This is a genomic window from Streptomyces sp. NPDC003032 (assembly GCF_053591415.1).
The window spans coordinates 156,796-179,806 of sequence record NZ_JBSFTT010000006.1 but is presented as its reverse complement, the minus strand read 5'-3'; the positions used below and the strand labels follow the sequence as shown (position 1 = coordinate 179,806).

Genomic DNA, 23,011 nt, shown 5'->3' with positions numbered 1-23,011 from the left:
CGTCCCTGCGGCGGCGCGTCTTGAACGCTGGTGCGGGCCATACTTGGCCTCATGGCAACGTCCGACAGCTGGGTGCGCTATTGGCGGGACGGTGACCGTCCGTTGGAGGCCATGCACGCGCGCTTCCTGGACCATGTGTATCCGCCGCACAGCCACGACACGTACTCCTTCGGCATCACCGACGCGGGCGCCCAGCGTTTCCGCTGCCGTGGCGCGAGCCACACCAGCGGTGCCGGGATGGTGATGGCCCTCAACCCCGACGAGGTCCACGACGGGCGGGCAGCCGCCGATCTGGGCTATCACTACCGCATCGTGCACATCGGCCCGGCGGTGGTGCGCGAGGTCGTCGCCGACGCGACGGACGGGCGCTCCGCGGCGCTGCCGCTGTTCGCCCGGCCCGTCCTGACCGACCCGGTGCTCGCCCGCACGCTCGCCCGGCTGCACGCCGCCCTGGCCGGTGGCGCGGATCCGCTGGTGCGCGACGAGCGCCTGACGGCCGCCGTCACCGCGATGACGCGGCGCGGCGCGACGTCCGCTCCCCCGGCGGCGGGCCGTGCGCCGACGGTGCGGGCCCTTGGTCAGGCCGCGCGCCGGGCGAGGGAGGTGCTGGACGAGGCGTATCTGGAGCCGGTGTCCGCGGAGCGCCTGGCGCTGGCCGCGGGATGCAGCCGGTTCGCCCTGTACCGGGCCTTTCGCGCCGAGTACGGTCTGGCGCCCAGCGAGTACCAGCGTCAGCTCAAGCTGAACCGGGCCCGTTCGCTGCTGCGGTCCGGCAGTTCGCCCGCCGAGGCCGCGGCCGCCGCGGGCTTCGCCGACCAGGCCCATTTCGGCCGCTGGTTCCAGCGTGTCTACGGTGTGACGCCGGGCGCTTTCCGGCGTGCCTGAGCCCTTCTGACTTGTGCGCGTGACTGCTAGACATATGCCTCTTGGTCATATGTCTCTTGGTCACCTGGACGGAGATGTGGCATGGGCTCGCGGGGCATCTCGTACGGCCTGGACGGCAGGACGGTGCTGGTCACCGGTGCGGGCCGGGGGCAGGGCGCGGCGGAGGCCCGGCTGTTCGCCGAGGCGGGGGCGCGGGTCGTGGTCACGGACGTACGGGAGGAGGAGGGCCGGGAGGTCGCCCGTTCGCTGGGGGACCAGGGGTTGTTCGTACGCCATGACGTCACCGACGCGGAGAGCTGGGCGTCGGCCGTGGCGGGGGCTCTCGGTGCCTTCGGGCGGCTCGACGCCCTGGTGAACAACGCCGCGCTGTGGCGCACGGCCTCCGTGGAGGAGGAGACGTACGAGAACTTCGAGACGCTGATCCGCGTCAATCTCCTGGGCCCTTTTCTCGGCATCCAGGCGGTGCTGCCCGCGTTGAAGGAGGCGGGTGGCGGCTCGGTGGTGAACGTGTCGTCGACGGCGGGGCTCGTCGGCATCCCGGGTCACGCGGCGTACGGCTCGACGAAGTTCGGGCTGCGGGGTCTGACGCGGTCCTCGGCGCTGGACCTGGCGAAGTACGGGGTGCGGGTGAACTCGGTGCATCCGGGGGTGATCGACACCCCGATGATCGCCGCGGCCTCCGCCGGGCGGGAGTGGTCCCATCTGCCGCTCGGCAGGATGGGCCGCCCGGAGGAGGTCGGTGAGCTGGTGCTGTTCCTGGCGTCGGACGCGTCGTCGTACATCACGGGGACGGAGTTCGCCGTGGACGGCGGGTCGACGGCAGGGTGAAGGCGTGCGTCTGTCAGTGGCGGCCCGTCAGGAACACTGAGCGCAGCTTGAGCCGGTCCGTGGTGGGGTTGCCGTGCGGGCGCAGCGTCCAGGAGTCGCCTGCGCAGTCGGGCTCGGTGAAGACCATGGCCCATTCATCGGTGTTGTTGTGCGGGGCGAAGGCGGGCTCGGACGCGCCCGGGTCCGCGACCTCGGCGAGCGTGATGCAGGCGGGGCTCGGCGGGTGGTGGAGGGTGGCCGACCGCGGCGAGCCGTCAGGGCCGACGAACTTGTACGAGAAGTCGCCGGTGGCGGCGCTCGCGGGCGCCGACTGGGTGACGACGAGGGTGAGGGCGCCGAGGGCGGCGGCGACTGCGTGGCGAAGGCGCATGGATTCCCTTTTCGTTCCGGGGACTGCCGGATCCGCCGGGAAGCGGCGGGGCCGCCTGCGCCTACCCCGATCGGCCCCCTCGGGACGCTCACTGTCACCCGTACGAGGGCCGCCGTATCGATTCTTCGTAGGCCATGTGGGTTACCGTCCGGCCTATGACCCGTCCCCGTCCTGCCCCCGGAACGCGGGGAGTTCAAAGATCCGCGTCTTGGCCGCGTCGTCCATCAACTCGACCAGCGGCATGACCAGTTCCCACAGATCCCGCTTGTCGACCTCCAGGGCGAGCGCGTCCAGGTCGGGCGCGGGCAGCGCCCCCGCGGCGTCGGCGACGAGCTTGCGTGAGTCGTCCGGCAGCGCGCCCACGAGCGGCAGGAACTCCGCCCACAGGCCGGTGGCCACCACCGCGCGCACGACCGCGCCGAGGACTTCGGCGCCCCGCAGCGAGGGCAGTGCCGCGACCCTCCCGCGCTCCTCCTCGCCCAGCTGCGCGACCAGCGGCAGCAGGGATTCCCACAGGTCCTGCTCCGCCACCGTCGCGACCAGCGAGTCGAGCCGGTCCGGTGGCTGGGCGGCGGTGAGCGAGGCGATGCGGCCGCGCTGCTCCCCCGTCACCATGCCGGCGACGGCCAGCGCCTCGGGCCACAGACCGGCGTCCGAGGCGGAGCCGATGACCGAGGCGAGGCGGTCCGCCCCCATCAGGTCGATGATGTGGCCGAGCCGTTCGGTCTCCTCGATCGCGAAGCCCGTCCTCAGGACGGCGGCGTCGTCGACGTGCGGCAGGATGCGGCGCAGCGCGGAGTCGGGCAGGTGGCCGACGAAGCGGCCCATCGTCAGGTGGTCGCCGCGCTCGGCGAGCGCCACCGCTATGCGTACGACGAGGTTCTCGTCGAGCCGGTCGACGATGCCCTGGATCCGGCGGGGGTCGAGGTGTCCGCACGCCTGGGTGGTGAAGGACACCGGCAGCTTCTCGATGATGTCGGCGGCGCGGGCGGGTTCGAGCCGTCCGGCGACGGCGGCGGCCAGGCGCGGCCCGAGGGCCTTCTGGGAGATGGCGGCGGCGATCCCGGTCGGCACCAGTTTGGTCGCGGACGCGATCCGGTCGAGCATGTCGGGCGCCCGGTCGAAGAGCGCCGCGACGCAACTGGCGCGGAAGCGGCGTACGTCTTCGGCGGGCAGCGCCTGGAGGAACGCGAGCGTGTCCGGTTCGACGTCCAGGAGGCGGGCGGTCTTGAGGCTCTCGGCCCTGCCGCGCAGCTTGTCCATGCTGACTCCTCGCTCGCCTCGGTTATCGGAAGAGGACCCGGCGGACGGGGCCGCGCGCCATCGCGGGCACCAGCTTCAGTGCCTCCTCGGCGGCCTCGTTGAGTCCGGCGGCCCGGCTCTCGCGCTCTCGCTCCAGGGCGTCGGCCAGCACCGCGAGCTGGTCGGCGGACAGCTGGTCGAACGATCGCGGTGGTTCGTCGCGCAGCTCGGCGCTCAGCCGCTCGCGCTGCTCCGGCTGCTCCCGCTGCTCCGGCGTTTCGGTGCTCACTCGACCTCCCGGGCTGGGTTCGGGAGGTCGAGAGTGACGCCGAATTGACTTTTAGTCAATAGAATCGACCGGGTCCTTGACCGCCCCGCGCCCCAGCCCTTGGCCGCCTCAGCCCTGGACTGCCTCAGCCCTTGACCGCGCCCGCCGCCAGGCCCGAGCCCAGCTTCCGGTGCACGATCACGAAGAAGAGCATCACCGGCACCGTGACCAGCGTGGAGCTGGCCATGACCGGGCCCCAGGACGTCGAGTTCTCGCCGAAGAACTGGTAGATGCCCACGGCCGCCGTGTACTTGTCGCTGCCCTTCATGAAGGTGTACGCGAAGACGAACTCGTTCCACGCCGTGATGAAGGCGAAGATCGAGGTCGCGACGAGCCCCGGCGCGACCAGCGGCAGCAGCACGGACCAGAACATCCGCGGCCAGGACGCCCCGTCGATGTACGCCGCCTCCTCGACCTCCTTGGGGACGGTGGCGACGAAGCCGCGCAGCGTCCAGATGGCGAAGGGGAGCGAGAGGGCGATGTAGACGACGCTCAGCCCCAGCAGGGAGTTGAGCATGTCGTAGTCCCTCATCTGGATGAAGAGCGGGATGACCAGCGCCTCCAGCGGCACCATCTGCACGATCAGGATCATGATCAGTACGGAGGTGCGGAAGCGGAACTTGAACCGGGCCACCGCGATGGCCGCGAAGAGCGAGAGCAGCCCGGCCGCGACGATCGTGGCGAGGCCGACGAGCGCCGAGTTCAGCAGATACGTACCGAAGTTGCCCTTGTCGAAGACGAAGTCGAAGTGTTCGAGGCTGATGCCGCTGGGCAGCACGTCCGAGCCGCGCGTGATCGCCTTCGGGTCGAGCGCGGTGGAGATCATCCAGTAGACGGGGAAGAGCGTGAAGACGAGGAGTGCGGCGACCGCGACCGGAAGGCCGACGCGACTCGCGAGAGTGGTGCGGTGGCGGGCCGTCACAGGTCCTCCTCCCCCTGTCGGAACAGCGTACGGATGTAGATGATCGTGATGGCGAGGAGCAGCACGGTCAGCAGGACCGCGGCCGCGGCGCCCGCGCCGTAGTCGTTCTTGGCGAACGCCTCGATGTACGAGTAGACGCCGAGGTTGTAGACCTCCGGGTTGGAGCCGTCGCCGCCCGGCATCAGATAGATCTGCGTGAAGACCTTGAAGTCCCAGATGGTGGAGAGGATGGTCACCACGAGGAAGACGGGCTTGATCGTCGGCACGGTGATGTTCCAGAACCGCTGCCAGGCGCCTGCGCCGTCCAGCTCCCCCGCCTCGTACAGCTCCTTGGGGATCGTCATGAGTCCCGCGAGGACGGTGATGGCGACGAAGGGGAAGCCGTGGTGGATGACGTTCAGGGTGGCGATGGCGTAGAACGGGCCGCGTTCGGTGAACCAGTTGGTGGTCTCCGGGTCGATCAGGCCCATCGAGCCCGCGATCTGGCTGACCATGCCGTCCTGCGGCTGGAAGAGCCAGATCCATACGTACGTTCCCGTCACCGCGGGCATGGCCCAGGCGGCGAGGATCGCGATCGAGCAGATCAGCCGCCAGGTGGGTCCGAGGCGGTTGAGGAGCAGCGCCACGAGCGTGCCGAGCGCGACGGTCAGGCCGACGCAGGCGACGGCGAAGAAGACGGTGTTGGGCAGGACGGTCTTCCACAGCAGCTCGCTGCTCAGCAGGGAGCTGTAGTGGTCGAGTCCGGTGAACGTCCCTACTCCGCCGCCGAATTTGACCTCGTAGTCCTGGAGGGAGAGCTTGCCGACCTGGATCAGCGGCCAGAGCAGCAGGCCCGCGAGGACCACGAGGGAGGGGGCGAGGAGGATCCAGGGGCGGGTGAGGGTGGTGAGTCTCTTGCGGCGGCGGGCGGCCTCGGCGCCGCCGTCGGGTCGCGGGGGGTCGCGGCGGACCGGGGACTCCGGTCCGCCGCCGACGAGCGTGTCCTTCACGACAGTCGCGTCCTTCACAGTGCCGAACTAGCCCTCGTTCTCAGTTGTCCTTGGCGAAGATCGCGTCCATGTCCTTGGCGGCCTTGTCCGCGGCTTCCTGGACGGACGCCTTGCCGGTGAGGATCGACTGGACCATGCCGGGGATGACCTTGGACGCCTGGATCTCGCCGTACGCCTTGGTCTTGGGCACGGTGGCGCCCGCCTCCAGCATCTGCGTGGCGAAGGGCTCGACCAGCGGGTCCTTCTTCGCGGCGATCTTCTTCAGCTCGGAGTTCTGGCCGGGGAAGTAGTTGGTCTGCTCGGCCCACTTGGCGGCGAACTCGCCGGTGGTCAGCAGCTTCACGAACTCCCAGGCGAGGTCCTTCTTGTCCGTGTTGAACGTGGACAGGTAGGAGCCGCCGAGGAAGGACTTGCTCATGCCGCCGTTCTCGCCGGGGATCGGCACGGCGCCGAGCTTGCCCTTGAGGTCCGGGTTGGCGTCGACGATCGCCTTCGGGGTCCAGTTGCCGCCGATGGCCATGGCGATCTGGCTCTTGTTCCAGGCGTCGCCGACCTCCTTCTCCGTCCAGGTGTTCACCTTGGCCGGGGAGACCTTGTCCTTGGTGGCGAGGCCGGTGTAGAACTCGATGCCCTTGACGGCCTCGGGCGAGTTGATGCCGGACTTCCACTTGCCGCCGGACTCGGTGGCGAGTTCACCGCCGGCGCCCCAGATGAAGGGGGCCGCGAACATCTCCGCGCCGCCCGCCACCGGGAAGGAGACCAGGTTCGGCTCCTTCGCCTTGAGCGTCTTGGCGGCCGCCCGCAGCTCCTTCCACGTGGTCGGGGGCTTCAGGTCGTGCTTCGCGAAGAGGTCCTTGCGGTAGACGATGGAGCGGACGCCGGCGTACCAGGGCATGCCGTACTGCTTGCCGTCGAGCGTCCCGGCGTCCTTCAGGCCCTCCACCAGGTCATCACCGAGACCCGACTTCTTCACCTCGTCGGTGACGTCGATGAGCGCGTCCGTCTCGGCGAACTGCGGCACCCAGGTGGTGCCGACCTCGGCGACGTCCGGCACCTGGTCCTCGCCGCCCTCGATGGCGGTCGTGAACTTCTTCTGGGCGGTGGCCCACTGCTGGTACTCGACCTTGATCTTGGCGCCGGTCTTCTTCTCGAAGGCCTTCTCGGCTTCCTTGAAGAAGGGCCGCGCGTCGGGGTTGGTCCCCTCCATGATCCATACGGTGAGGGTCTTGCCCTTGCCGTCGGTGGCCTTGTCGCCGCTGTCGCCCCCGTCATCGCCGCCGCACGCCGTGGCGGTCAGTCCGAGACTCATGGCGACAGCAACAGCCGCGATGACACGTCGCTTCATGCCGGCCCCCTCCAGGTTCCGATTGGTGGGAGCGATTGTGGTCACACAGGGCAGAGGCGGTCTAGACCCATTGGGATAAGCGGCCGAACCGTAATGACGGTTGCGGGTGACGCAACATACGCTCATATCATTGCGCCCCACGCAACGCAGAGGTACCGGTGCGGGGCGACGACGCGGTTCGCGTCATCGCGGCAAAGCCGCGTGGGACGCGCTGCGTTGCCGGGATTCTGCTCCGCTCAGCGGGGCTTCGCGGGCGGTGTCGACGGGGTGGTCGACGGGATCGGGCGCGACGCCCGGCGACTTCACCTCCGCCCACACGGTTTTGCCGGCCCCGCCCGCACCCGGGTCCTTGACCTCGGGCCGGCCCGCCCCGGCGTCGGTCACCTCGATGTGCAGCATGCCTTCCGCTTCGGAGCGGGCGATGCGTACGTGCACCTCTCGGTCGCCCTGTGCTTGCGCCCGCGCCCGCAGGGCGTTGGTGACCAGCTCGGAGTGGATCAACTCGGCCGTATCGAGGGTTTCTTGCTCGATGCCTCGGCCGCCGAGGACGGCTTGGAGTGCGGCGCGTGCTCGGGGGACGCTGCTGAGGTGGCGTGGCAGCCGGAAGGTGATCTCGTACGGGACGGAGTGCTGCTTTGCCGTGGCGCCCCGCACTCTCGTGGCGGCGGCGTCTCAACAGCCGTAAGCAGTGCGGCACTTGTTGAGCCGCTACCGACCCCCAGGGTCCGCGCAACGTCGCATGGCTCGTCCTTGGTCGCCAGCTCAGGGAAGAGCTCCGCAGAGCCCGTGAAATGGCGGGGGTGTCCATGGCGGAAGCCGCCGAGGCGCTCGACTGCACCATGCGTTCCTCGCGCACCTCGGCTGAGCAAGGCACGCCCAAGGCCCCCGCCCAGCACACGCCACGGCGCCCGCCCAGGTCCGGTCGGGGACGAGGCGGGCGCCGCTCAGTTCCGTACGCCGTTGTACGGGACGTGTGGAGGGGGTGGGGCTAGACCGTCAGGGAGCGGTCCGTGGGGCGGATCGGGGCCGGGAGGTCGCTCGCGCCGGTGAGGAAGCGGTCCACTCCGCGCGCCGCCGAGCGGCCCTCCGCGATCGCCCAGACGATGAGCGACTGGCCGCGGCCCGCGTCGCCGGCGACGAAGACGCCGGGGACGTTGGTCTGGAAGTCGGCGTCGCGGGCCACGTTGCCGCGCTCGTCGAGGTCCAGGGCGAACTGGTCGACCAGGCCGTTCCCGCGGTCCGTGCCCGTGAAGCCCATCGCGAGGGTGACCAGCTGCGCGGGGATCCTGCGCTCGGTGCCCGGCTTCTGGGTCAGCTTGCCGTCGATGAACTCGACCTCGACGAGGTGCAGGAACTGGACGTTGCCGTCCTCGTCGCCCTCGAAGTGCGTGGTCGAGACGGAGTAGACCCGCTCGCCGCCCTCCTCGTGCGCGGAGGTCACCTTGTACAGCATGGGGAACGTCGGCCACGGCTGGTGCGGCGCGCGGTCCTCGCCCGGCTTCGGCATGATCTCCAGCTGGGTGACCGAGGCCGCGCCCTGGCGGTGGGCCGTGCCCACGCAGTCCGCGCCCGTGTCGCCGCCGCCGATGACGACGACGTGCTTGCCCTCGGCGGTGATGGGGGGCGCCACGAAGTCGCCCTCCTGCACCTTGTTGGCGAGCGGCAGGTACTCCATCGCGAAGTGGATGCCGTTCAGGTCGCGGCCCGGGACGGGCAGGTCGCGGGAGATGGTGGCGCCGGCGGCGATGACCACGGCGTCGTACCGCTTGCGCAGCTTCATCGCGTCGATGTCCCGACCGATCTCCACGCCCGTACGGAACTTCGTGCCTTCCGCCCGCATCTGCTCGATACGGCGGTTGATGTGCCGCTTCTCCATCTTGAACTCGGGGATGCCGTAGCGCAGCAGGCCGCCGATGCGGTCGGCGCGCTCGTAGACGGCGACCGTGTGACCGGCGCGCGTCAGCTGCTGGGCGGCGGCCAGGCCCGCCGGGCCGGAGCCGATGACCGCGACCGTCTTGCCGGAGAGCCGCTCCGGGGCCTGGGGCGCGACATCGCCGCGGTCCCACGCCTGGTCGATGATCGAGACCTCGACGTTCTTGATGGTGACGGCGGGCTGGTTGATGCCGAGCACGCACGCCGACTCGCACGGGGCCGGGCACAGGCGGCCCGTGAACTCCGGGAAGTTGTTCGTGGCGTGCAGCCGCTCCTGCGCGGCCGACCAGTCCTCGCGGTACGCGTAGTCGTTCCACTCCGGGATGAGGTTCCCGAGCGGACAGCCGTTGTGGCAGAACGGGATGCCGCAGTCCATGCAGCGCGAGGCCTGCTTGGAGATGATCGGGAGGAGCGAACCGGGAACGTAGACCTCGTTCCAGTCGCGGACGCGCTCGCCGACCGGGCGGGTCTGCGCGACCTCGCGGCCGTGGTTGAGAAAGCCCTTGGGATCAGCCATTGGTCGCCGCCTCCATCATCTTCTCGGTGATCTCGGTCTCGGAGAGACCGGCTCGCTCGGCGGCGTCCTTGGCGGCGAGCACTGCCTTGTACGTGGTGGGGATGATCTTGCTGAAGCGGTCCACCGACACCGGCCACTCGGCGAGGAGCTTCTCGGCGACCGTCGAGCCTGTCTCCTCCGCGTGGCGGCGCACGACGTCGTGCAGCCACTGCTTGTCGGAGTCGGACAGCTCCTCGATCGCGCCCTGGTTGCCCGCGTTCACGTTGTCGCGGTCCAGGTCGATGACGTACGCGACGCCGCCCGACATGCCTGCCGCGAAGTTGCGCCCGGTCTCGCCGAGGATCACCGCGTGGCCGCCGGTCATGTACTCGCAGCCGTGGTCGCCCACGCCCTCGGAGACGACGGTCGCGCCGGAGTTGCGGACGCAGAAGCGCTCGCCGGTGCGGCCGCGCAGGAACAGCTCGCCGCCGGTCGCGCCGTACGCGATGGTGTTGCCCGCGATCGTCGAGTACTCGGCGAGGTGGTCGGCGCCCCGGTCCGGACGTACGACGATACGGCCGCCGGACAGGCCCTTGCCGACGTAGTCGTTGGCGTCGCCTTCGAGGCGCAGCGTGACACCGCGCGGCACGAACGCGCCGAACGACTGGCCCGCGGAGCCGGTGAAGGTGATGTCGATGGTGTCGTCGGGCAGCCCCGCCCCGCCGAACTTCTTCGTCACCTCGTGGCCGAGCATGGTGCCGACCGTGCGGTTGATGTTGCGGATGGCGACCTGCGCGCGGACCGGGTGGGCGTCCGTCGCGCTGGGCGCGGCGAGCGCGTCGGCGGCGAGCTTGATCAGCTCGTTGTCGAGCGCCTTCTCCAGGCCGTGGTCCTGCGTGGTGATCTGGTGGCGCACGGCGCCGGACGGCAGCGCGGGCACGTGGAAGAGCGGCTCCAGGTCGAGGCCCTGCGCCTTCCAGTGCTTGACGGCCTTCTCCGTGTCGAGCAGCTCGGCGTGGCCGACGGCCTCCTCGATGGAGCGGAAGCCCAGCTCGGCGAGGATCTCGCGGACCTCCTCGGCGATGAACTCGAAGAAGTTCACGACGTACTCGGCCTTGCCGGAGAAGCGCTCGCGCAGCGCCGGGTTCTGCGTGGCGATGCCCACCGGGCAGGTGTCCAGGTGGCAGACGCGCATCATGACGCAGCCGGAGACGACGAGCGGCGCGGTCGCGAAACCGAACTCCTCGGCGCCGAGCAGCGCGGCGATGATCACGTCGCGGCCGGTCTTCAGCTGGCCGTCGGTCTGGACGACGATGCGGTCGCGCAGGCCGTTGAGCAGCAGCGTCTGCTGGGTCTCGGCGAGGCCCAGCTCCCAGGGGCCGCCCGCGTGCTTGAGCGAGGTCAGCGGGGAGGCGCCGGTGCCGCCGTCGTGGCCGGAGATGAGGACGACGTCCGCGTGGGCCTTGGAGACGCCCGCGGCGACCGTGCCGACGCCGACCTCGGAGACCAGCTTCACGTGGATGCGGGCCGTCGGGTTGGCGTTCTTGAGGTCGTGGATGAGCTGGGCGAGGTCTTCGATGGAGTAGATGTCGTGGTGCGGCGGCGGCGAGATGAGGCCGACGCCGGGCGTCGAGTGACGCGTCCTGGCGACCCACGGGTAGACCTTGTGGCCGGGCAGCTGGCCGCCCTCGCCGGGCTTGGCGCCCTGCGCCATCTTGATCTGGATGTCGTCGGCGTTGACCAGGTACTCGGAGGTCACGCCGAAGCGGCCGGAGGCGACCTGCTTGATGGCGGAGCGGCGGGCCGGGTCGTAGAGGCGGTCCGGGTCCTCGCCGCCCTCACCGGTGTTGGACTTGCCGCCCAGCTGGTTCATGGCGATGGCGAGGGTCTCGTGCGCCTCGCGGGAGATCGAGCCGTACGACATGGCGCCGGTGGAGAAGCGCTTGACGATCTCGGAGGCGGGCTCGACCTCGTCGATGGAGATCGCTTGCCGCCCGCTCTTGAAGCCGAACAGGCCGCGCAGCGTCATGAGCCGCTCGGACTGCTCGTTCACGCGGCCCGTGTACTGCTTGAAGATGTCGTAGCGGCGGCTGCGCGTGGAGTGCTGGAGGCGGAAGACCGTGTCGGGGTCGAACAGGTGCGGCTCGCCCTCGCGGCGCCACTGGTACTCGCCGCCGATGTCGAGGGCGCGGTGCGCGGAGGGGACGCCGGAGGCCGGGTAGGCCTTGGCGTGCCGGGCGGCGACCTCCTGGGCGATGACGTCGAGACCGGCGCCGCCGATCTTCGTCGTCGTACCGCTGAAGTACCGCTCGACGAAGGCCGCGTCGAGACCGATGGCCTCGAAGACCTGGGCGCCCCGGTAGGAGGCGACGGTCGAGATGCCCATCTTGGACATGACCTTCAGTACGCCCTTGCCCAGCGCGTAGATCAGGTTGCGGATGGCCTGCTCGGCTTCGATGCCGGGCAGGAAGGTGCCCGCGCGGACGAGGTCCTCGACGGACTCCATCGCCAGGTACGGGTTGACGGCCGCGGCGCCGTAGCCGATGAGGAGGGCCACGTGGTGGACCTCGCGGACGTCGCCCGCCTCGACGAGCAGGCCCACCTGGGTGCGCTGCTTGGTGCGGATGAGGTGATGGTGGACGGCCGAGGTGAGCAGCAGCGAGGGAATCGGCGCGTGCTCGGCGTCGGAGTGCCGGTCGGAGAGCACGATCAGACGCGCGCCGGCCTCGATGGCGGCGTCGGCCTCGGCGCAGATCTCGTCGATGCGGGCTGCGAGCGCGTCGCCGCCGTCGCTGACGCGGTAGAGGCCGGAGAGGGTCGCGGCCTTCATGCCGGGCATGTCGCCGTCGGCGTTGATGTGGATGAGCTTGGCCAGCTCGTCGTTGTCGATCACCGGGAAGGGCAGGGTGACACTGCGGCAGGACGCGGCGGTCGGCTCAAGGAGGTTGCCCTGGGGGCCCAGGCTGCTGCGCAGCGAGGTGACCAGCTCTTCGCGGATGGCGTCCAGCGGCGGGTTGGTGACCTGCGCGAACAGCTGCGTGAAGTAGTCGAAGATGAGGCGCGGGCGCTCGGACAGGGCCGCGATCGGCGTGTCCGTGCCCATGGAGCCGAGCGGCTCGCCGCCGGTCTTGGCCATCGGCGCGAGGATGATCCGCAGCTCTTCCTCGGTGTAGCCGAAGGTCTGCTGGCGGCGCGTGACGGAGGCGTGCGTGTGCACGATGTGCTCGCGCTCGGGCAGGTCGGAGAGCTCGATCTCGCCGGTCTCCAGCCACTCCTGGTACGGGGCCTCGGCGGCGAGGGCGGCCTTGATCTCGTCGTCCTCGACGATGCGGTGCTCGGCGGTGTCGACGAGGAACATCCTGCCGGGCTGGAGGCGGCCCTTGCGGACGACCTTCGCCGGGTCGATGTCGAGGACTCCGACCTCGGAGCCGAGGACGACGAGGCCGTCGTCGGTGACCCAGTAGCGGCCCGGGCGCAGACCGTTGCGGTCGAGGACCGCGCCCACCTGCGTGCCGTCGGTGAAGGTGACGCAGGCCGGGCCGTCCCAGGGCTCCATCTGCGTGGAGTGGTACTGGTAGAAGGCGCGCCGGGCCGGGTCCATGGAGGCGTGGTTCTCCCAGGCCTCCGGGATCATCATCAGCACGGAGTGCGGCAGGGAGCGTCCGCCGAGGTGGAGGAGTTCGAGGACCTCGTCGAAGGACGCGGAGTCGGAGGCGTCGGGCGTACAGATCGGGAAGATCCGGTCCAGCTTCTCCGCTCCGAAGAGGTGGGAGGCGAGCTGGGACTCACGGGCGCGCATCCAGTTGCGGTTGCCCTTGACCGTGTTGATCTCGCCGTTGTGCGCGACGAAGCGGTAGGGGTGCGCGAGCGGCCAGCTCGGGAAGGTGTTCGTCGAGAAGCGGGAGTGGACGAGCGCGACGGCCGTGGCGAAGCGGCGGTCGGACAGGTCGGGGAAGAACGGCTCCAGCTGGCCGGTGGTCAGCATGCCCTTGTAGACGATGGTGCGGGCGGAGAGCGAGGGGAAGTACGTCGCGGCCTCACGCTCGGCGCGCTTGCGCAGCAGGAACGCCTTGCGGTCCAGCTCAAGGCCGGTGTGCTCGCCGTCGGCGACGAAGATCTGCCGGAAGACCGGCATCGTCGAGCGCGCGGTGGCGCCGAGCAGCTCGGGGGCGACGGGGACGTCGCGCCAGCCGAGGACGGTCAGGCCCTCCTCGGAGGCGATCGTCTCGATCTGTGAGACGGCCGCGTCGGTGGTGCCGGCGGTGTCGACGGGCAGGAAGGCGATGCCGACGGCGTAGGCGCCGGCCGCGGGCAGCTGGAATCCGGCCACCTCGCGCAGGAACGCGTCCGGGACCTGGAGCAGGATGCCGGCGCCGTCGCCCGAGTCGGGCTCGGAGCCGGTGGCGCCGCGGTGTTCGAGGTTGCGCAGTACCGTCAGCGCCTGTTCGACCAGCTCGTGGCTGGCAACACCGGTCAGGGTGGCCACGAACCCGACACCGCAGGCGTCGTGTTCGTTACGGGGGTCGTACATCCCCTGGGGGGCGGGGCGACCGTCCATGGGCGACCAGGCGTGGGTACGCATCGGCACTCCCGTCGTCGTCGAGGCAACTACAAATGGCAAGGGACGACGTTGGCCCTGGCGAAATTTCGTGCAGGTTACATGATGGAACGCTTCTCGAAAAGCGGATAGCTCATTCCACTATGTGGACACCGCTCGCGGAGTGGGGAGCGGTACGGAGGGGACCCCTGCGGGCAGATCCATGACCGAAGGCCCGGCGCGACACAGGCCTCATTGCCCGCAGCGCTTACGGCTCATGCCCCCTGTCCAAGGGTTCGAAACCGCCGAGTAACGACTACTTATGCAAGGTCTCGCATAGACCTGCACCGCCTCATCCTACGGCCGTTCCGAACAGGCTGCCCAGGGCGTACGTCACACCCGCCGCCGCCCCGCCGAGCGCGAGCTGCCGCAGACCGCTGAACCACCAGGACCGCGCGGTCACCTTGGCGACCACCGCGCCGCAGACGAAGAGCCCGATCATCGCGAGCAGCAGCGCGGGCCACAGCACGGTGGCACCGAGCAGGTACGGCAGTACGGGGAGCAGGGCGCCCAGCGCGAACGAGCCGAAGGACGACACCGCGGCGACGGTCGGCGAGGGCAGGTCGCCCGGGTCGATGCCGAGCTCCTCGCGGGCGTGGATCTCCAGGGCCTGCTCGGGGTCCTTGGAGAGCTGACGGGCGACCTCGCGGGCCAGCCCCGGCTCGACGCCGCGCGACTCGTACAGCTCGGCGAGCTCCCGCTCCTCGTCCTTGGGGTGCTTGCGCAACTCCCGCCGCTCCACGTCCAGTTCGGCCTGGACCAGCTCGCGCTGCGAGGCGACGGAGGTGTACTCGCCCGCCGCCATGGAGAAGGCGCCCGCGGCGAGCCCCGCGAGGCCGGTGATGACGATGGTCTCCTGCGCGACCGAGCCGCCGGCGACGCCCGTCATCAGCGCCAGGTTGGACACGAGTCCGTCCATCGCGCCGAAGACGGCCGGACGCAGCCAGCCGCCGTTGACATCACGGTGGGTGTGGTTGTCGCGGTGCGCCTCGTGCAGCGTCGCTTCGGTCTCGATGATCGCCATGGTGTGGACCCCCTCAGTGCTTGGACGCTGTCGAAAGTACGCCCGAAAAAAATCTCCCGCCAGCAAGGAAGGCCGTACTTACCTGCGAAAACGCGCCTCGGCGGGGCCTCGCGAGGGCCTCTCTCGAACCGGTCCGCCGGAGGCGCGAAGGGGTGATCTGAGCCCCGGCATGCTCGTGTGAGCGCCCCACGTGGCAGGGATGCATCAAGCACCGCGTCCAGCGGTCCGCGCAACAGGGAGGCACGGCATGGCATCCATCGCATGCGTTCCCTCGGTCCCGGCGCCCGGCGACGCCGCGGACCTCCGCGAACGGGCGCGCGGCGCGCTGCTCGGCCTGGCGGTCGGCGACGCGCTCGGCGCACCCGCGGAGAACATGAAACCGTCCGAGATCCGGGCCCGTTGGGGCCGCATCACCGGATACGTCACCGAACATCCGGCGGGCACGGACGACACCGAGTACGCGATCTTCTCGGGGCTGCTGCTCGCCCGGCACGGCTCGGCGCTGACCGTCGCGCACGTCGAGGCCGCCTGGCACCAGTGGATCGCCGACCTGGACGAGGGCCCGTTCCGGGGCGCCGGCTTCAGCGAGCGCGGCACGCTGGAGAACCTGCGCCGCGGTCTTGCCGCACCCATCTCGGCCCAGCACCGGCACGCCTGGAGCGACGGCCTGGCGATGCGGGCCGCGCCCTTCGGCGTCTTCGCCTCGGGACGGCCCGCCGAGGCGGCCCGGCTGATCGCCGTCGACGGCTCCGTCAGCCATGACGGCGAGGGCATCTACGGCGGGCAGGCGGTCGCGGCGGGGGTCGCGGCGGCGATGGCGGGAGCGCGGGTGGACGCCGTCGTGACGGCGGCTCTCTCCGTCATCCCGGACGACTGCTGGACGTCCCGCTCGCTGCGGCGGGCCGTCGCGGTCGCCCATCGCGGCGAGCGCGCGGTCCGCTCCGCGGTGGTCATCGGCGGCTATCCGTGGACGGACCTCGCACCGGAGGCGGTGGGGCTCGCCTTCGGGGCGTACGCGGCGGCGCGGGGCGACTTTCGCTGCGCGGTGCTCTCGGCGGTGAACATGGGGCGGGACGCGGATACCACCGCGGCGGTGGCGGGGGCGTTGGCGGGCGCCACGTGTGGCGTCTCTTCGATTCCCGAGCCCTGGGCCCTGGCCATCGGGCCCGCCCGGGGGAGCTGCCTGCCGTCCATGCGGGGGCATCACGTGCTGGACGTGGCGGAGCTGCTGATCCCTGACGGGGAGGCGCCGTGAGCGTCGACAAGCCCGCCGCTGTCTCCGCTGCGCCCGGTTCCGAACCACGGGACGTATACGAAGGCTCAGCTCAAGGGCCGCGGAACGAAGACCCCGCCCAAGCCCCCCGCATCGAAGGGCTGCTGCTGGGCCTCGCCGCAGGGGACGCCGCCGGATGGCCCGCCGCCCGGCACAGGGCCAGCCGGATGCCCGAGTGGACCCGGCGCCTCACCCGGGAGCTGGACACCTTCGCCGAGCAGAACGCGACAACCACCCTGCCCGTCCCCATCGCCCTGAACCAGCCCCCCGAGCCCCTGCGGCTCGGCCCCTCCGACGACGCCGAATGGGCCGCCTTCACCGCCGAGTCCCTGCTCCGCGCGGCGGACGGCACCCTGGACCCCGGGCTGCCCCCGGACCGCCGGGTCCGCGCGGCGCTCGACCTCGCCTGGTCGACGCTGGCCGCCGAGGTCGCCGCCGCCGCGGCCCGCGCCCCCGAGGTGGAGTCCGCGGTCCTGCCGCTGCGCGCCCGCATCTCCGTCCGCGCGGGCCTCGGCAACCTCGCCGCGGGCCTGCGCCCGCCCGCCACCGGCCACGACAACCCGCACTTCTTCGACGACGCCGCCTGCGTACGCGCCTGCGTGCTCGCCCTCGTCCACCCCGGTGACCCCGAACAGGCCGCCGCTCTCGCGGAGTTCGACGCCCGTTACACCCAGGACGGCGACGGCACCCACGGCGCCCGTGCGATGGCCGCGGCGATCGCGGCGGCCCTCGGTGGGGCCGGCGTCGACCAGGCGGTGGACGCCGCCCTCGCCCAGCTCCCCGAGGACACGGAGATCGGCCGCAACGCCCACCACGCCGTGAAGCTGGCCCACGACGCCGAGCGCGCCTTCGACCTCGTACCGCTCCTTGAACATCAGATCGTCGACCACGTGTACAGCTACGGCATCGCCGCCGCCGAGACCGTCCCGGTGGCCCTCGCCCTGGCCACCGCCGCGCGCGGCCGCATCCGCGAGGCCGTGCCCGCCGCCGCGTGCCTGTCCCGCGTCGCGGACTCGGCGCCCGCCCTCGCCGGGGCGCTGACCGGCGCGTTCGGCACGGCGGCGGCGATCCCCGAGGCCTGGCGCCAGGCCTGCCGGACCCTCTCCGGCTGTACGCTCCCCCGCCTCGCCGGCACCGATCTGGTGGAACTCGCCGGGCACCTGGCACACACAGAACTGGCCGTCCCGGGTGGACAATTCCGGACATGAAGCGCATGAAGCCCACACCTGGCACGGTAGGCACCGGCGCGGTCGGCCTGGCGGACCGCATCACCGGCAGCCTCGTCGGCGCGGCCGTCGGCGACGCCCTCGGCGGACCCGTCGAGGGGTACGCGCCCGAGCAGATCGCCGAGCGGCACGGCGGCCGCGTCCAGGGCATCGTCGGCCCCTGGAACGGCGACCGCTGGCGCACCGCCCGCCCCATCGCGCCATACCACAAGGGCGACGGCCACGTCACCGACGACACCTTGCTGACGCACGCGCTCGTACGGGTCTACGGCACCGTCCGCGACCACCTCGACGCCTACACCGTCGCCGACCACCTCGTACCCGACCTGATGACGACGCCCCGCTGGATCCCGGAGCTGGAGGCCGAGGCCCTCCCCCTCCACCGGATCTTCCTCGCCGAGAAGTGGCTCGTCGCCCGCCTCCACTACGGCCACGTCGACCCGCGCGAGGCGGGCGTCGGCAACATCGTCAACTGCGGCGCCGCGATGTACATGGCGCCGGTCGGCCTGGTCAACGCCGCCCATCCGGAAGCCGCGTACGCCGAGGCCCTCGACATCGCGGGCGCCCACCAGTCCTCGTACGGCCGCGAGGCGGCGGGCGTCTTCGCGGCGGCGGTGGCGGCGGCGTGCGCGCCCGGCGCCACGGCGGAGTCGGTGGTCGAGACGTGCCTCGCCCTGGCGAAGGACGGTACGCGCGCGGCGATCGAGGCGGTGGCGGAGGTGGCTGCGCGCCACCGGGGCGGGGACCGGGACCGGGGTTTCGAGACGGTCATGGCCTCCATCCGCGCCGCCGTCGCCCCCTTCGACACGGTCGGCCCCGACTACCGCGCCCCGTCCCTGGGCGCCCGCCGGCCCTCCCGGCTGCACGCCATCGAGGAGCTGCCGGTGGCCCTCGGCATGCTCCTGGTCGGCGAGGCCGACTACCGCCGTACGGTCCTCGGCTCGGTCAACTACGGCCGTGACTGCGACTCCATCGCGACGATGAGCGGCGCGATCGTGGGCGCGCTGCGCGGGGAGGCCGCGATCCCGGACGAATGGGCCAGGACGGTGTCCAAGGCGAGCCGCCTCGACCTGCGCGCCCCGGCGACGGCCCTCACGGAGGTCGCCGAGGAGATCTTCGCCCGGGACGTCACCCGCCGCCGCGCCCACGAGTCGGCCTTCAGGGCATTGACGGCCACGTACTCCATGGCAGCCTCGCACGCCTCTGACACCACCATGGCCGCCCCATGATCCGCCTCAGCTGGGTCCAGCCGGAGGATCTGATCGGACACGAACTCCACCAGGCCGAGCACGAGGGACGTGACGTCTCCTCGGTCCGTGCCCGCTGGCTCGCGGCGGGCGGTCACCTGGCGCCCCCGCGCGCCGGCGCCTCCCCGGCCCCGGCCCCGCCCCGCCTCCGCGCGCTGGCCGAACAGCTCCTGGACGAGCTGGCGCCCGCCCCGGCGGAGCCGCCGCCCCCGCCCGCGCCGGGGCCCGCGGTGGCCGCCCCCGGCGACCTCCGCGAGCGGCTCCACGCCGCCTGGCTCGGCAGAGCCGTGGGTTGCCTCCTCGGCAAACCGGTCGAGAAGCTCCCGCTCGACGGCATCCGCGGCCTCGCCAAGGCGACCGGGAACTGGCCGCTCACCACCTGGTTCACGGAGCGGGGCCTCCCGCCCGCCCTCAAGGAGAGGTACCCGTGGAACAGGCGCTCCGCGGCGACCTCCCTCGCCGAGAACATCGACGGCATGCCCGAGGACGACGACCTCAACTACCCCCTCCTGAACCTCGTCCTCCTCCAGCGCCACGGAAAGTCCTTCACCACCGCGGACGTGGCAAGGCTCTGGCTGGACGAGCTGCCCGCGGGCCGCACCTTCACCGCCGAACGCGTCGCCTACCGCAACCTCCTCCAGGGCATCGAACCCCCGCTCACCGCCACCCACCGCAACCCCTTCCGCGAGTGGATCGGCGCACTGATCCGGGCCGACATCCACGGCTGGACCAACCCCGGCGCCCCCGGGGCGGCGGCCGAACAGGCATGGCGCGACGCGGTGTTGACCCATACGGCGGACGGCGTCCACGGCGCCGTGTTCGTGGCGGCCGCCATCGCCGAAGCGGCGACCGGCGGCGCGGACGTCCACCACTGCCTCCGCACCGGCCTGGCCGCCGTACCCCCGGACTCCCGCCTCGCCAAGGCCGTCCGTGACAGCGTCCGACTCGCCGCCGGCGCACACGACTTCGACGACGTCGTGGACCGTCTGCACGCCACCTACGCCGCCACCCACCACTGGGTCCACGTCGTCCCCAACTCCGCCCTCCTCGCCGCCGCCCTCACCCACGCCGACGGGGACTTCACCGGCTCCATCACCCGCGCCGTCTCCGGCGGCTGGGACACCGACTCGAACGGCGCGACCGCGGGTTCCATCGCGGGCCTCCTCGCGGGCCACCCGGACGCGCTCCCCGCCCGCTGGACGGCACCGCTCAAGAACCGGCTCGCCACGTCCGTGGGCGACCTCGACGGCATCGGCTTCGACACCCTCGCAGAACTCACCGCCCGGGAGGCACACCGCTCATGACCCCGACGCCCCACATCGCCATCCTCGGCAGCGCCAACATGGACCTCGTCGCGTACGTCGCCAAGGCCCCCCGGCGCGGTGAGACCGTGACGGGCCGCGAGTTCCGCACGGTCCCCGGCGGCAAGGGCGCCAACCAGGCCGTCGCGGCGGCCCGCGCCGGAGCCACCGTCTCGATGATCGGCGCGGTCGGCTCCGACACCTTCGGCGCGCAGCTCCGCTCCTCCCTCGAACACTCCGGAGTCGACACGGACCTGCTGCGCACCGTCGAGACACCGACCGGCACCGCGCACATCGTCGTCGACGACGAGGGCGGCAACGCGATCGTCGTCGTCCCCGGCGCCAACGGCACCGTCAAGGGACTCACCCCCGGCGACGAGGCCCTGATCGCCTCCGCCAACGCCCTGCTGCTCCAGCTGGAGATCCCGGTCAAGGGAGTCGTCGCCGCCGCGCGCGCCGCCCGCCGGCACGGCGTCCGCACCGTCCTGACCCCGGCCCCCGCACAGCACCTGCCCGACGAACTCCTCGCCGCCACCGACCTGTTGCTGCCCAACGAACACGAGGCCGCCACGCTCACCGGCATCACGGACGACCCGCGGGCCGCCGCCCGCTCGCTCCTCGCCCGGGTCCCCGAGATCGTCATCACTCTCGGGTCGCGCGGCAGCCTGTACGCGGCGCGCGGCGCCGAACCGGTCACGGTCCCCGCCCCGCGGGTCACGGCGGTCGACACGACCGGCGCGGGCGACACCTTCGCGGGGACCCTCGCCGTGGCGCTCGCCGAGGGCAGGTCCGTGCCGGACGCGCTCACCTGGGCGTCCTCGGCGGCCGCGCTCTCCGTACAGCGCCCCGGGGCATCCGCCTCCATGCCGTACCGCAAAGAGATCGACACCCAGGCGAACGACGCGACGAACGGCAGCCCCTCATGACACCCCCGACCACGACACCCCCGACCGCGACACCGTCCACCGGCCCCGCCCCCGCCCCGCCCCTCACCGGCCTGCGCGTCCTCGACCTGGCCACCCTCTTCGCCGGGCCCCTCGCCGCCACGATGCTCGGCGACTTCGGCGCCGAGGTCATCAAGGTCGAGCACCCGACCCGCCCCGACCCCTCCCGCGGCCACGGCCCGTCGAAGGACGGCGTCGGCCTCTGGTGGAAGCTGCTCGGCCGCAACAAGCGCACGACGACCCTGGACCTGTCCACGCCCGGCGGCCGCGACACGCTCCTGCGCCTCGCCGCCACCGCCGACGTGATCGTCGAGAACTTCCGCCCCGGCACCCTGGAGAAGTGGGACCTCGGCTGGGAGGAGCTGAGCGGGGCCAACCCCCGCCTGGTGCTGGCCCGCGTCACGGGCTTCGGCCAGTTCGGCCCGTACGCCCGCCGCCCCGGCTTCGGCACGCTCGCCGAGGCGATGAGCGGTTTCGCCGCGATCACCGGCGACCCGGACGGGCCCCCGACGCTCCCGCCCTTCGGCCTCGCGGACTCCATCGCCGGGCTGGCGACGGCGTACGCGGTGATGACGGCCCTCACGGCACGTGAACGCACGGGCCGCGGGCAGGTGGTCGACATGGCGATCATCGAGCCGATCCTCACGGTCCTCGGCCCCCAGCCCCTCTGGTACGACCAGCTGGGCCACGTCCAGCCCCGCACCGGCAACCGCTCCGCGAACAACGCGCCCCGCAACACCTACCGCACCGCGGACGGCGGCTGGGTCGCGGTCTCCACCTCCGCCCAGTCGATCGCGGAACGCCTGATGCGCCTGGTCGGCCGCCCGGAGCTGATCGCGGAGCCGTGGTTCGCCTCGGGCGCGGAGCGGGCCCGGCACGCCGACGTCCTCGACGAGGCGGTCGGCGGCTGGATCGCCCGCCACACCCGCACCGAGGTGATCGAGGCCTTCGAGAAGGCGGAGGCGGCGGTCGCCCCCATCCAGGACGTGCGCGACGTCATGACGGACCCTCAGTACGAGGCGCTGTCCACGCTCACCACGGTCGACGACCCGGAACTCGGCCCGCTGCGCATGCAGAACGTGCTCTTCCGCCTCTCCGAGACCCCGGGCGCGATCAGCTGGGCGGGCCGTCCGCACGGCGCGGACACCGACGCGGTCCTCACCGAACTCGGCCTGTCGGAGAGGGAGATCGCCCGCCTCCGCAAGGAAGGCGCCCTATGACCACCTGCTCCCCCCTGACCTGGCTCTACGTCCCCGGCGACCGGCCCGAGGTGGTGGCCAAGGCCCTCCACGCGGGCGCCGACGCGGTGATCGTCGACCTGGAGGACGCGGTCGCCCCCGACCGCAAGGAGTACGCGAGAGCGGCGACGGCGGAACTCCTCGCGGCGCCGCATGCGCACCCCGTACCCGTCCATGTCCGCGTGAACGCCCTGGGCAGCCCGCTCGCCGACGCCGATCTCCACGCGATCGCGCCGCTCCCCGGCGTGGCGGGGCTGCGCCTGCCCAAGGTCACCTCCCGCGCCGACGTCATCCACGTCGCGGAACGCGCGGCCCCCGCCGACGGCGGCTCCCCCACCCTGCACGCCCTCGTCGAGTCGGCGCTCGGCCTGGAACACGCCTTCGCCATCGCCACCGCGCACCCGGCGCTGCGCGGCCTCTCCCTCGGCGAGGCGGACCTCCGCGCCGACCTCGGCGTACGCGAGGACGCGGGCCTGGACTGGGCGCGCTCCCGCGTGGTGGTGGCCGCCCGGGCGGCGGGCCTCGCCCCGCCCAGCCAGTCGGTCCACCCGGACATCCGCGACCTCGAGGGCCTGGCCGCGTCCTGCGCCCGGGGGCGCGTCCTCGGCTTCCTCGGCCGCGCGGCGATCCACCCCCGCCAGCTCCCCGTGATCGAACAGGCCTACCTCCCCACTCCTGAGGAGATCGAACGGGCGGAGGAGATCACCAAGGCGGCGTCGACGGACGAGGGCGCCCTGGCCCTCCCCGACGGCCGCTTCGTCGACAGGGCGGTGGTGGAGGGCGCGGAAAGGGTCCTGGCCTTGGCGCGACGCCTGCGCTGAGCG

19 protein-coding genes are annotated in these 23,011 nt (G+C 71.8%); 9 read left to right on the top strand and 10 right to left on the bottom strand.

Going from position 1 to position 23,011, the window contains the following annotated elements; genetic code table 11:
• Positions 1-51 precede the first annotated feature (51 nt).
• Positions 52-885 (top strand): AraC family transcriptional regulator, encoded by an 834-nt coding sequence (locus ACWDZ7_RS11095; RefSeq protein ID WP_451796394.1) that lies wholly within the window; start codon positions 52-54, stop codon positions 883-885.
• Between the two features lie 81 nt (positions 886-966).
• Entirely contained in the window at positions 967-1,713 is a 747-nt protein-coding gene (locus tag ACWDZ7_RS11090; protein WP_451796393.1) for an SDR family NAD(P)-dependent oxidoreductase, read from the top strand.
• A 13-nt stretch (positions 1,714-1,726) separates the two neighbouring features.
• Here ACWDZ7_RS11090 and ACWDZ7_RS11085 read toward each other — a convergent pair whose 3' ends face one another.
• From ACWDZ7_RS11085 to ACWDZ7_RS11040, 10 genes are all read right to left on the bottom strand, one after another.
• Complete coding sequence (locus ACWDZ7_RS11085; protein ID WP_451796392.1) at positions 1,727-2,083, bottom strand: hypothetical protein; 357 nt, start codon at positions 2,081-2,083, stop codon at positions 1,727-1,729.
• A 153-nt stretch (positions 2,084-2,236) separates the two neighbouring features.
• On the bottom strand, positions 2,237-3,346 hold the full coding sequence (locus ACWDZ7_RS11080; RefSeq protein ID WP_451796391.1) for a hypothetical protein: 1,110 nt from the start codon (positions 3,344-3,346) through the stop codon (positions 2,237-2,239).
• A 22-nt stretch (positions 3,347-3,368) separates the two neighbouring features.
• Positions 3,369-3,614: a hypothetical protein gene (locus ACWDZ7_RS11075; protein WP_451796390.1), complete on the bottom strand. Its 246-nt coding sequence runs from the start codon at positions 3,612-3,614 to the stop codon at positions 3,369-3,371.
• A 124-nt stretch (positions 3,615-3,738) separates the two neighbouring features.
• Positions 3,739-4,575 (bottom strand): carbohydrate ABC transporter permease, encoded by an 837-nt coding sequence (locus ACWDZ7_RS11070; RefSeq protein ID WP_451796389.1) that lies wholly within the window; start codon positions 4,573-4,575, stop codon positions 3,739-3,741.
• Positions 4,572-5,564, bottom strand: coding sequence for a carbohydrate ABC transporter permease (locus tag ACWDZ7_RS11065; protein ID WP_451796388.1), 993 nt, complete (start codon positions 5,562-5,564; stop codon positions 4,572-4,574). The genes ACWDZ7_RS11070 and ACWDZ7_RS11065 overlap by 4 nt, the downstream gene beginning before the upstream one ends.
• Positions 5,565-5,604: 40 nt before the next feature.
• A complete protein-coding gene (locus ACWDZ7_RS11060; RefSeq protein ID WP_451796387.1) occupies positions 5,605-6,909 on the bottom strand; it encodes a sugar ABC transporter substrate-binding protein in 1,305 nt (434 codons plus the stop codon).
• 183 nt (positions 6,910-7,092) lie between these two features.
• Positions 7,093-7,563 carry an ATP-binding protein gene (locus ACWDZ7_RS11055; protein ID WP_451796386.1) on the bottom strand — a complete coding sequence of 157 codons (471 nt, stop codon included), beginning with the start codon at positions 7,561-7,563 and terminating at the stop codon, positions 7,093-7,095.
• Positions 7,564-7,897: 334 nt separating this feature from the next.
• Complete coding sequence (locus ACWDZ7_RS11050; protein ID WP_451796385.1) at positions 7,898-9,358, bottom strand: glutamate synthase subunit beta; 1,461 nt, start codon at positions 9,356-9,358, stop codon at positions 7,898-7,900.
• The gene (gene gltB, locus ACWDZ7_RS11045; RefSeq protein WP_451796384.1) at positions 9,351-13,919 is read right to left on the bottom strand and encodes a glutamate synthase large subunit; all 4,569 of its coding nucleotides are present in this window, start codon (positions 13,917-13,919) and stop codon (positions 9,351-9,353) included. Before gltB ends, ACWDZ7_RS11050 begins: the two co-directional genes overlap by 8 nt.
• Before the next feature lie 307 nt (positions 13,920-14,226).
• Positions 14,227-14,958 carry a VIT1/CCC1 transporter family protein gene (locus ACWDZ7_RS11040; protein WP_451796383.1) on the bottom strand — a complete coding sequence of 244 codons (732 nt, stop codon included), beginning with the start codon at positions 14,956-14,958 and terminating at the stop codon, positions 14,227-14,229.
• A gap of 247 nt (positions 14,959-15,205) precedes the next feature.
• On the opposite strand from ACWDZ7_RS11040, the gene ACWDZ7_RS11035 reads away from it, so the two are divergent.
• From ACWDZ7_RS11035 to ACWDZ7_RS11005, 7 genes are read left to right on the top strand one after another with little or no spacing between them, the layout of a single operon-like run.
• Complete coding sequence (locus tag ACWDZ7_RS11035) at positions 15,206-16,213, top strand: ADP-ribosylglycohydrolase family protein (RefSeq protein ID WP_451796382.1); 1,008 nt, start codon at positions 15,206-15,208, stop codon at positions 16,211-16,213.
• The gene (locus tag ACWDZ7_RS11030) at positions 16,210-17,439 is read left to right on the top strand and encodes an ADP-ribosylglycohydrolase family protein (RefSeq protein WP_451796381.1); all 1,230 of its coding nucleotides are present in this window, start codon (positions 16,210-16,212) and stop codon (positions 17,437-17,439) included. The genes ACWDZ7_RS11035 and ACWDZ7_RS11030 overlap by 4 nt, the downstream gene beginning before the upstream one ends.
• On the top strand, positions 17,436-18,686 hold the full coding sequence (locus tag ACWDZ7_RS11025; RefSeq protein ID WP_451796380.1) for an ADP-ribosylglycohydrolase family protein: 1,251 nt from the start codon (positions 17,436-17,438) through the stop codon (positions 18,684-18,686). The genes ACWDZ7_RS11030 and ACWDZ7_RS11025 overlap by 4 nt, the downstream gene beginning before the upstream one ends.
• Complete coding sequence (locus ACWDZ7_RS11020) at positions 18,683-20,008, top strand: ADP-ribosylglycohydrolase family protein (RefSeq protein ID WP_451796379.1); 1,326 nt, start codon at positions 18,683-18,685, stop codon at positions 20,006-20,008. The genes ACWDZ7_RS11025 and ACWDZ7_RS11020 overlap by 4 nt, the downstream gene beginning before the upstream one ends.
• Positions 20,005-20,931 carry a ribokinase gene (rbsK, locus tag ACWDZ7_RS11015; RefSeq protein ID WP_451796378.1) on the top strand — a complete coding sequence of 309 codons (927 nt, stop codon included), beginning with the start codon at positions 20,005-20,007 and terminating at the stop codon, positions 20,929-20,931. The genes ACWDZ7_RS11020 and rbsK overlap by 4 nt, the downstream gene beginning before the upstream one ends.
• Complete coding sequence (locus ACWDZ7_RS11010) at positions 20,928-22,169, top strand: CaiB/BaiF CoA transferase family protein (protein WP_451796377.1); 1,242 nt, start codon at positions 20,928-20,930, stop codon at positions 22,167-22,169. Before rbsK ends, ACWDZ7_RS11010 begins: the two co-directional genes overlap by 4 nt.
• The gene (locus ACWDZ7_RS11005) at positions 22,166-23,008 is read left to right on the top strand and encodes an HpcH/HpaI aldolase/citrate lyase family protein (protein WP_451796376.1); all 843 of its coding nucleotides are present in this window, start codon (positions 22,166-22,168) and stop codon (positions 23,006-23,008) included. Before ACWDZ7_RS11010 ends, ACWDZ7_RS11005 begins: the two co-directional genes overlap by 4 nt.
• Positions 23,009-23,011 lie beyond the last annotated feature (3 nt).

Coding starts and splice junctions, on each gene's coding strand:
- ACWDZ7_RS11020 (WP_451796379.1), top strand. CDS start 18,683: ATGATCCGCCTCAGCTGGGTCCAGCCGGAGGATCTGATCGGACACGAA.
- ACWDZ7_RS11085 (WP_451796392.1), bottom strand. CDS start 2,083: ATGCGCCTTCGCCACGCAGTCGCCGCCGCCCTCGGCGCCCTCACCCTC.
- ACWDZ7_RS11050 (WP_451796385.1), bottom strand. CDS start 9,358: ATGGCTGATCCCAAGGGCTTTCTCAACCACGGCCGCGAGGTCGCGCAG.
- ACWDZ7_RS11095 (WP_451796394.1), top strand. CDS start 52: ATGGCAACGTCCGACAGCTGGGTGCGCTATTGGCGGGACGGTGACCGT.
- ACWDZ7_RS11005 (WP_451796376.1), top strand. CDS start 22,166: ATGACCACCTGCTCCCCCCTGACCTGGCTCTACGTCCCCGGCGACCGG.
- ACWDZ7_RS11010 (WP_451796377.1), top strand. CDS start 20,928: ATGACACCCCCGACCACGACACCCCCGACCGCGACACCGTCCACCGGC.
- ACWDZ7_RS11080 (WP_451796391.1), bottom strand. CDS start 3,346: ATGGACAAGCTGCGCGGCAGGGCCGAGAGCCTCAAGACCGCCCGCCTC.
- ACWDZ7_RS11035 (WP_451796382.1), top strand. CDS start 15,206: ATGGCATCCATCGCATGCGTTCCCTCGGTCCCGGCGCCCGGCGACGCC.
- ACWDZ7_RS11025 (WP_451796380.1), top strand. CDS start 17,436: ATGAAGCGCATGAAGCCCACACCTGGCACGGTAGGCACCGGCGCGGTC.
- rbsK (WP_451796378.1), top strand. CDS start 20,005: ATGACCCCGACGCCCCACATCGCCATCCTCGGCAGCGCCAACATGGAC.
- ACWDZ7_RS11060 (WP_451796387.1), bottom strand. CDS start 6,909: ATGAAGCGACGTGTCATCGCGGCTGTTGCTGTCGCCATGAGTCTCGGA.
- gltB (WP_451796384.1), bottom strand. CDS start 13,919: ATGCGTACCCACGCCTGGTCGCCCATGGACGGTCGCCCCGCCCCCCAG.
- ACWDZ7_RS11090 (WP_451796393.1), top strand. CDS start 967: ATGGGCTCGCGGGGCATCTCGTACGGCCTGGACGGCAGGACGGTGCTG.
- ACWDZ7_RS11040 (WP_451796383.1), bottom strand. CDS start 14,958: ATGGCGATCATCGAGACCGAAGCGACGCTGCACGAGGCGCACCGCGAC.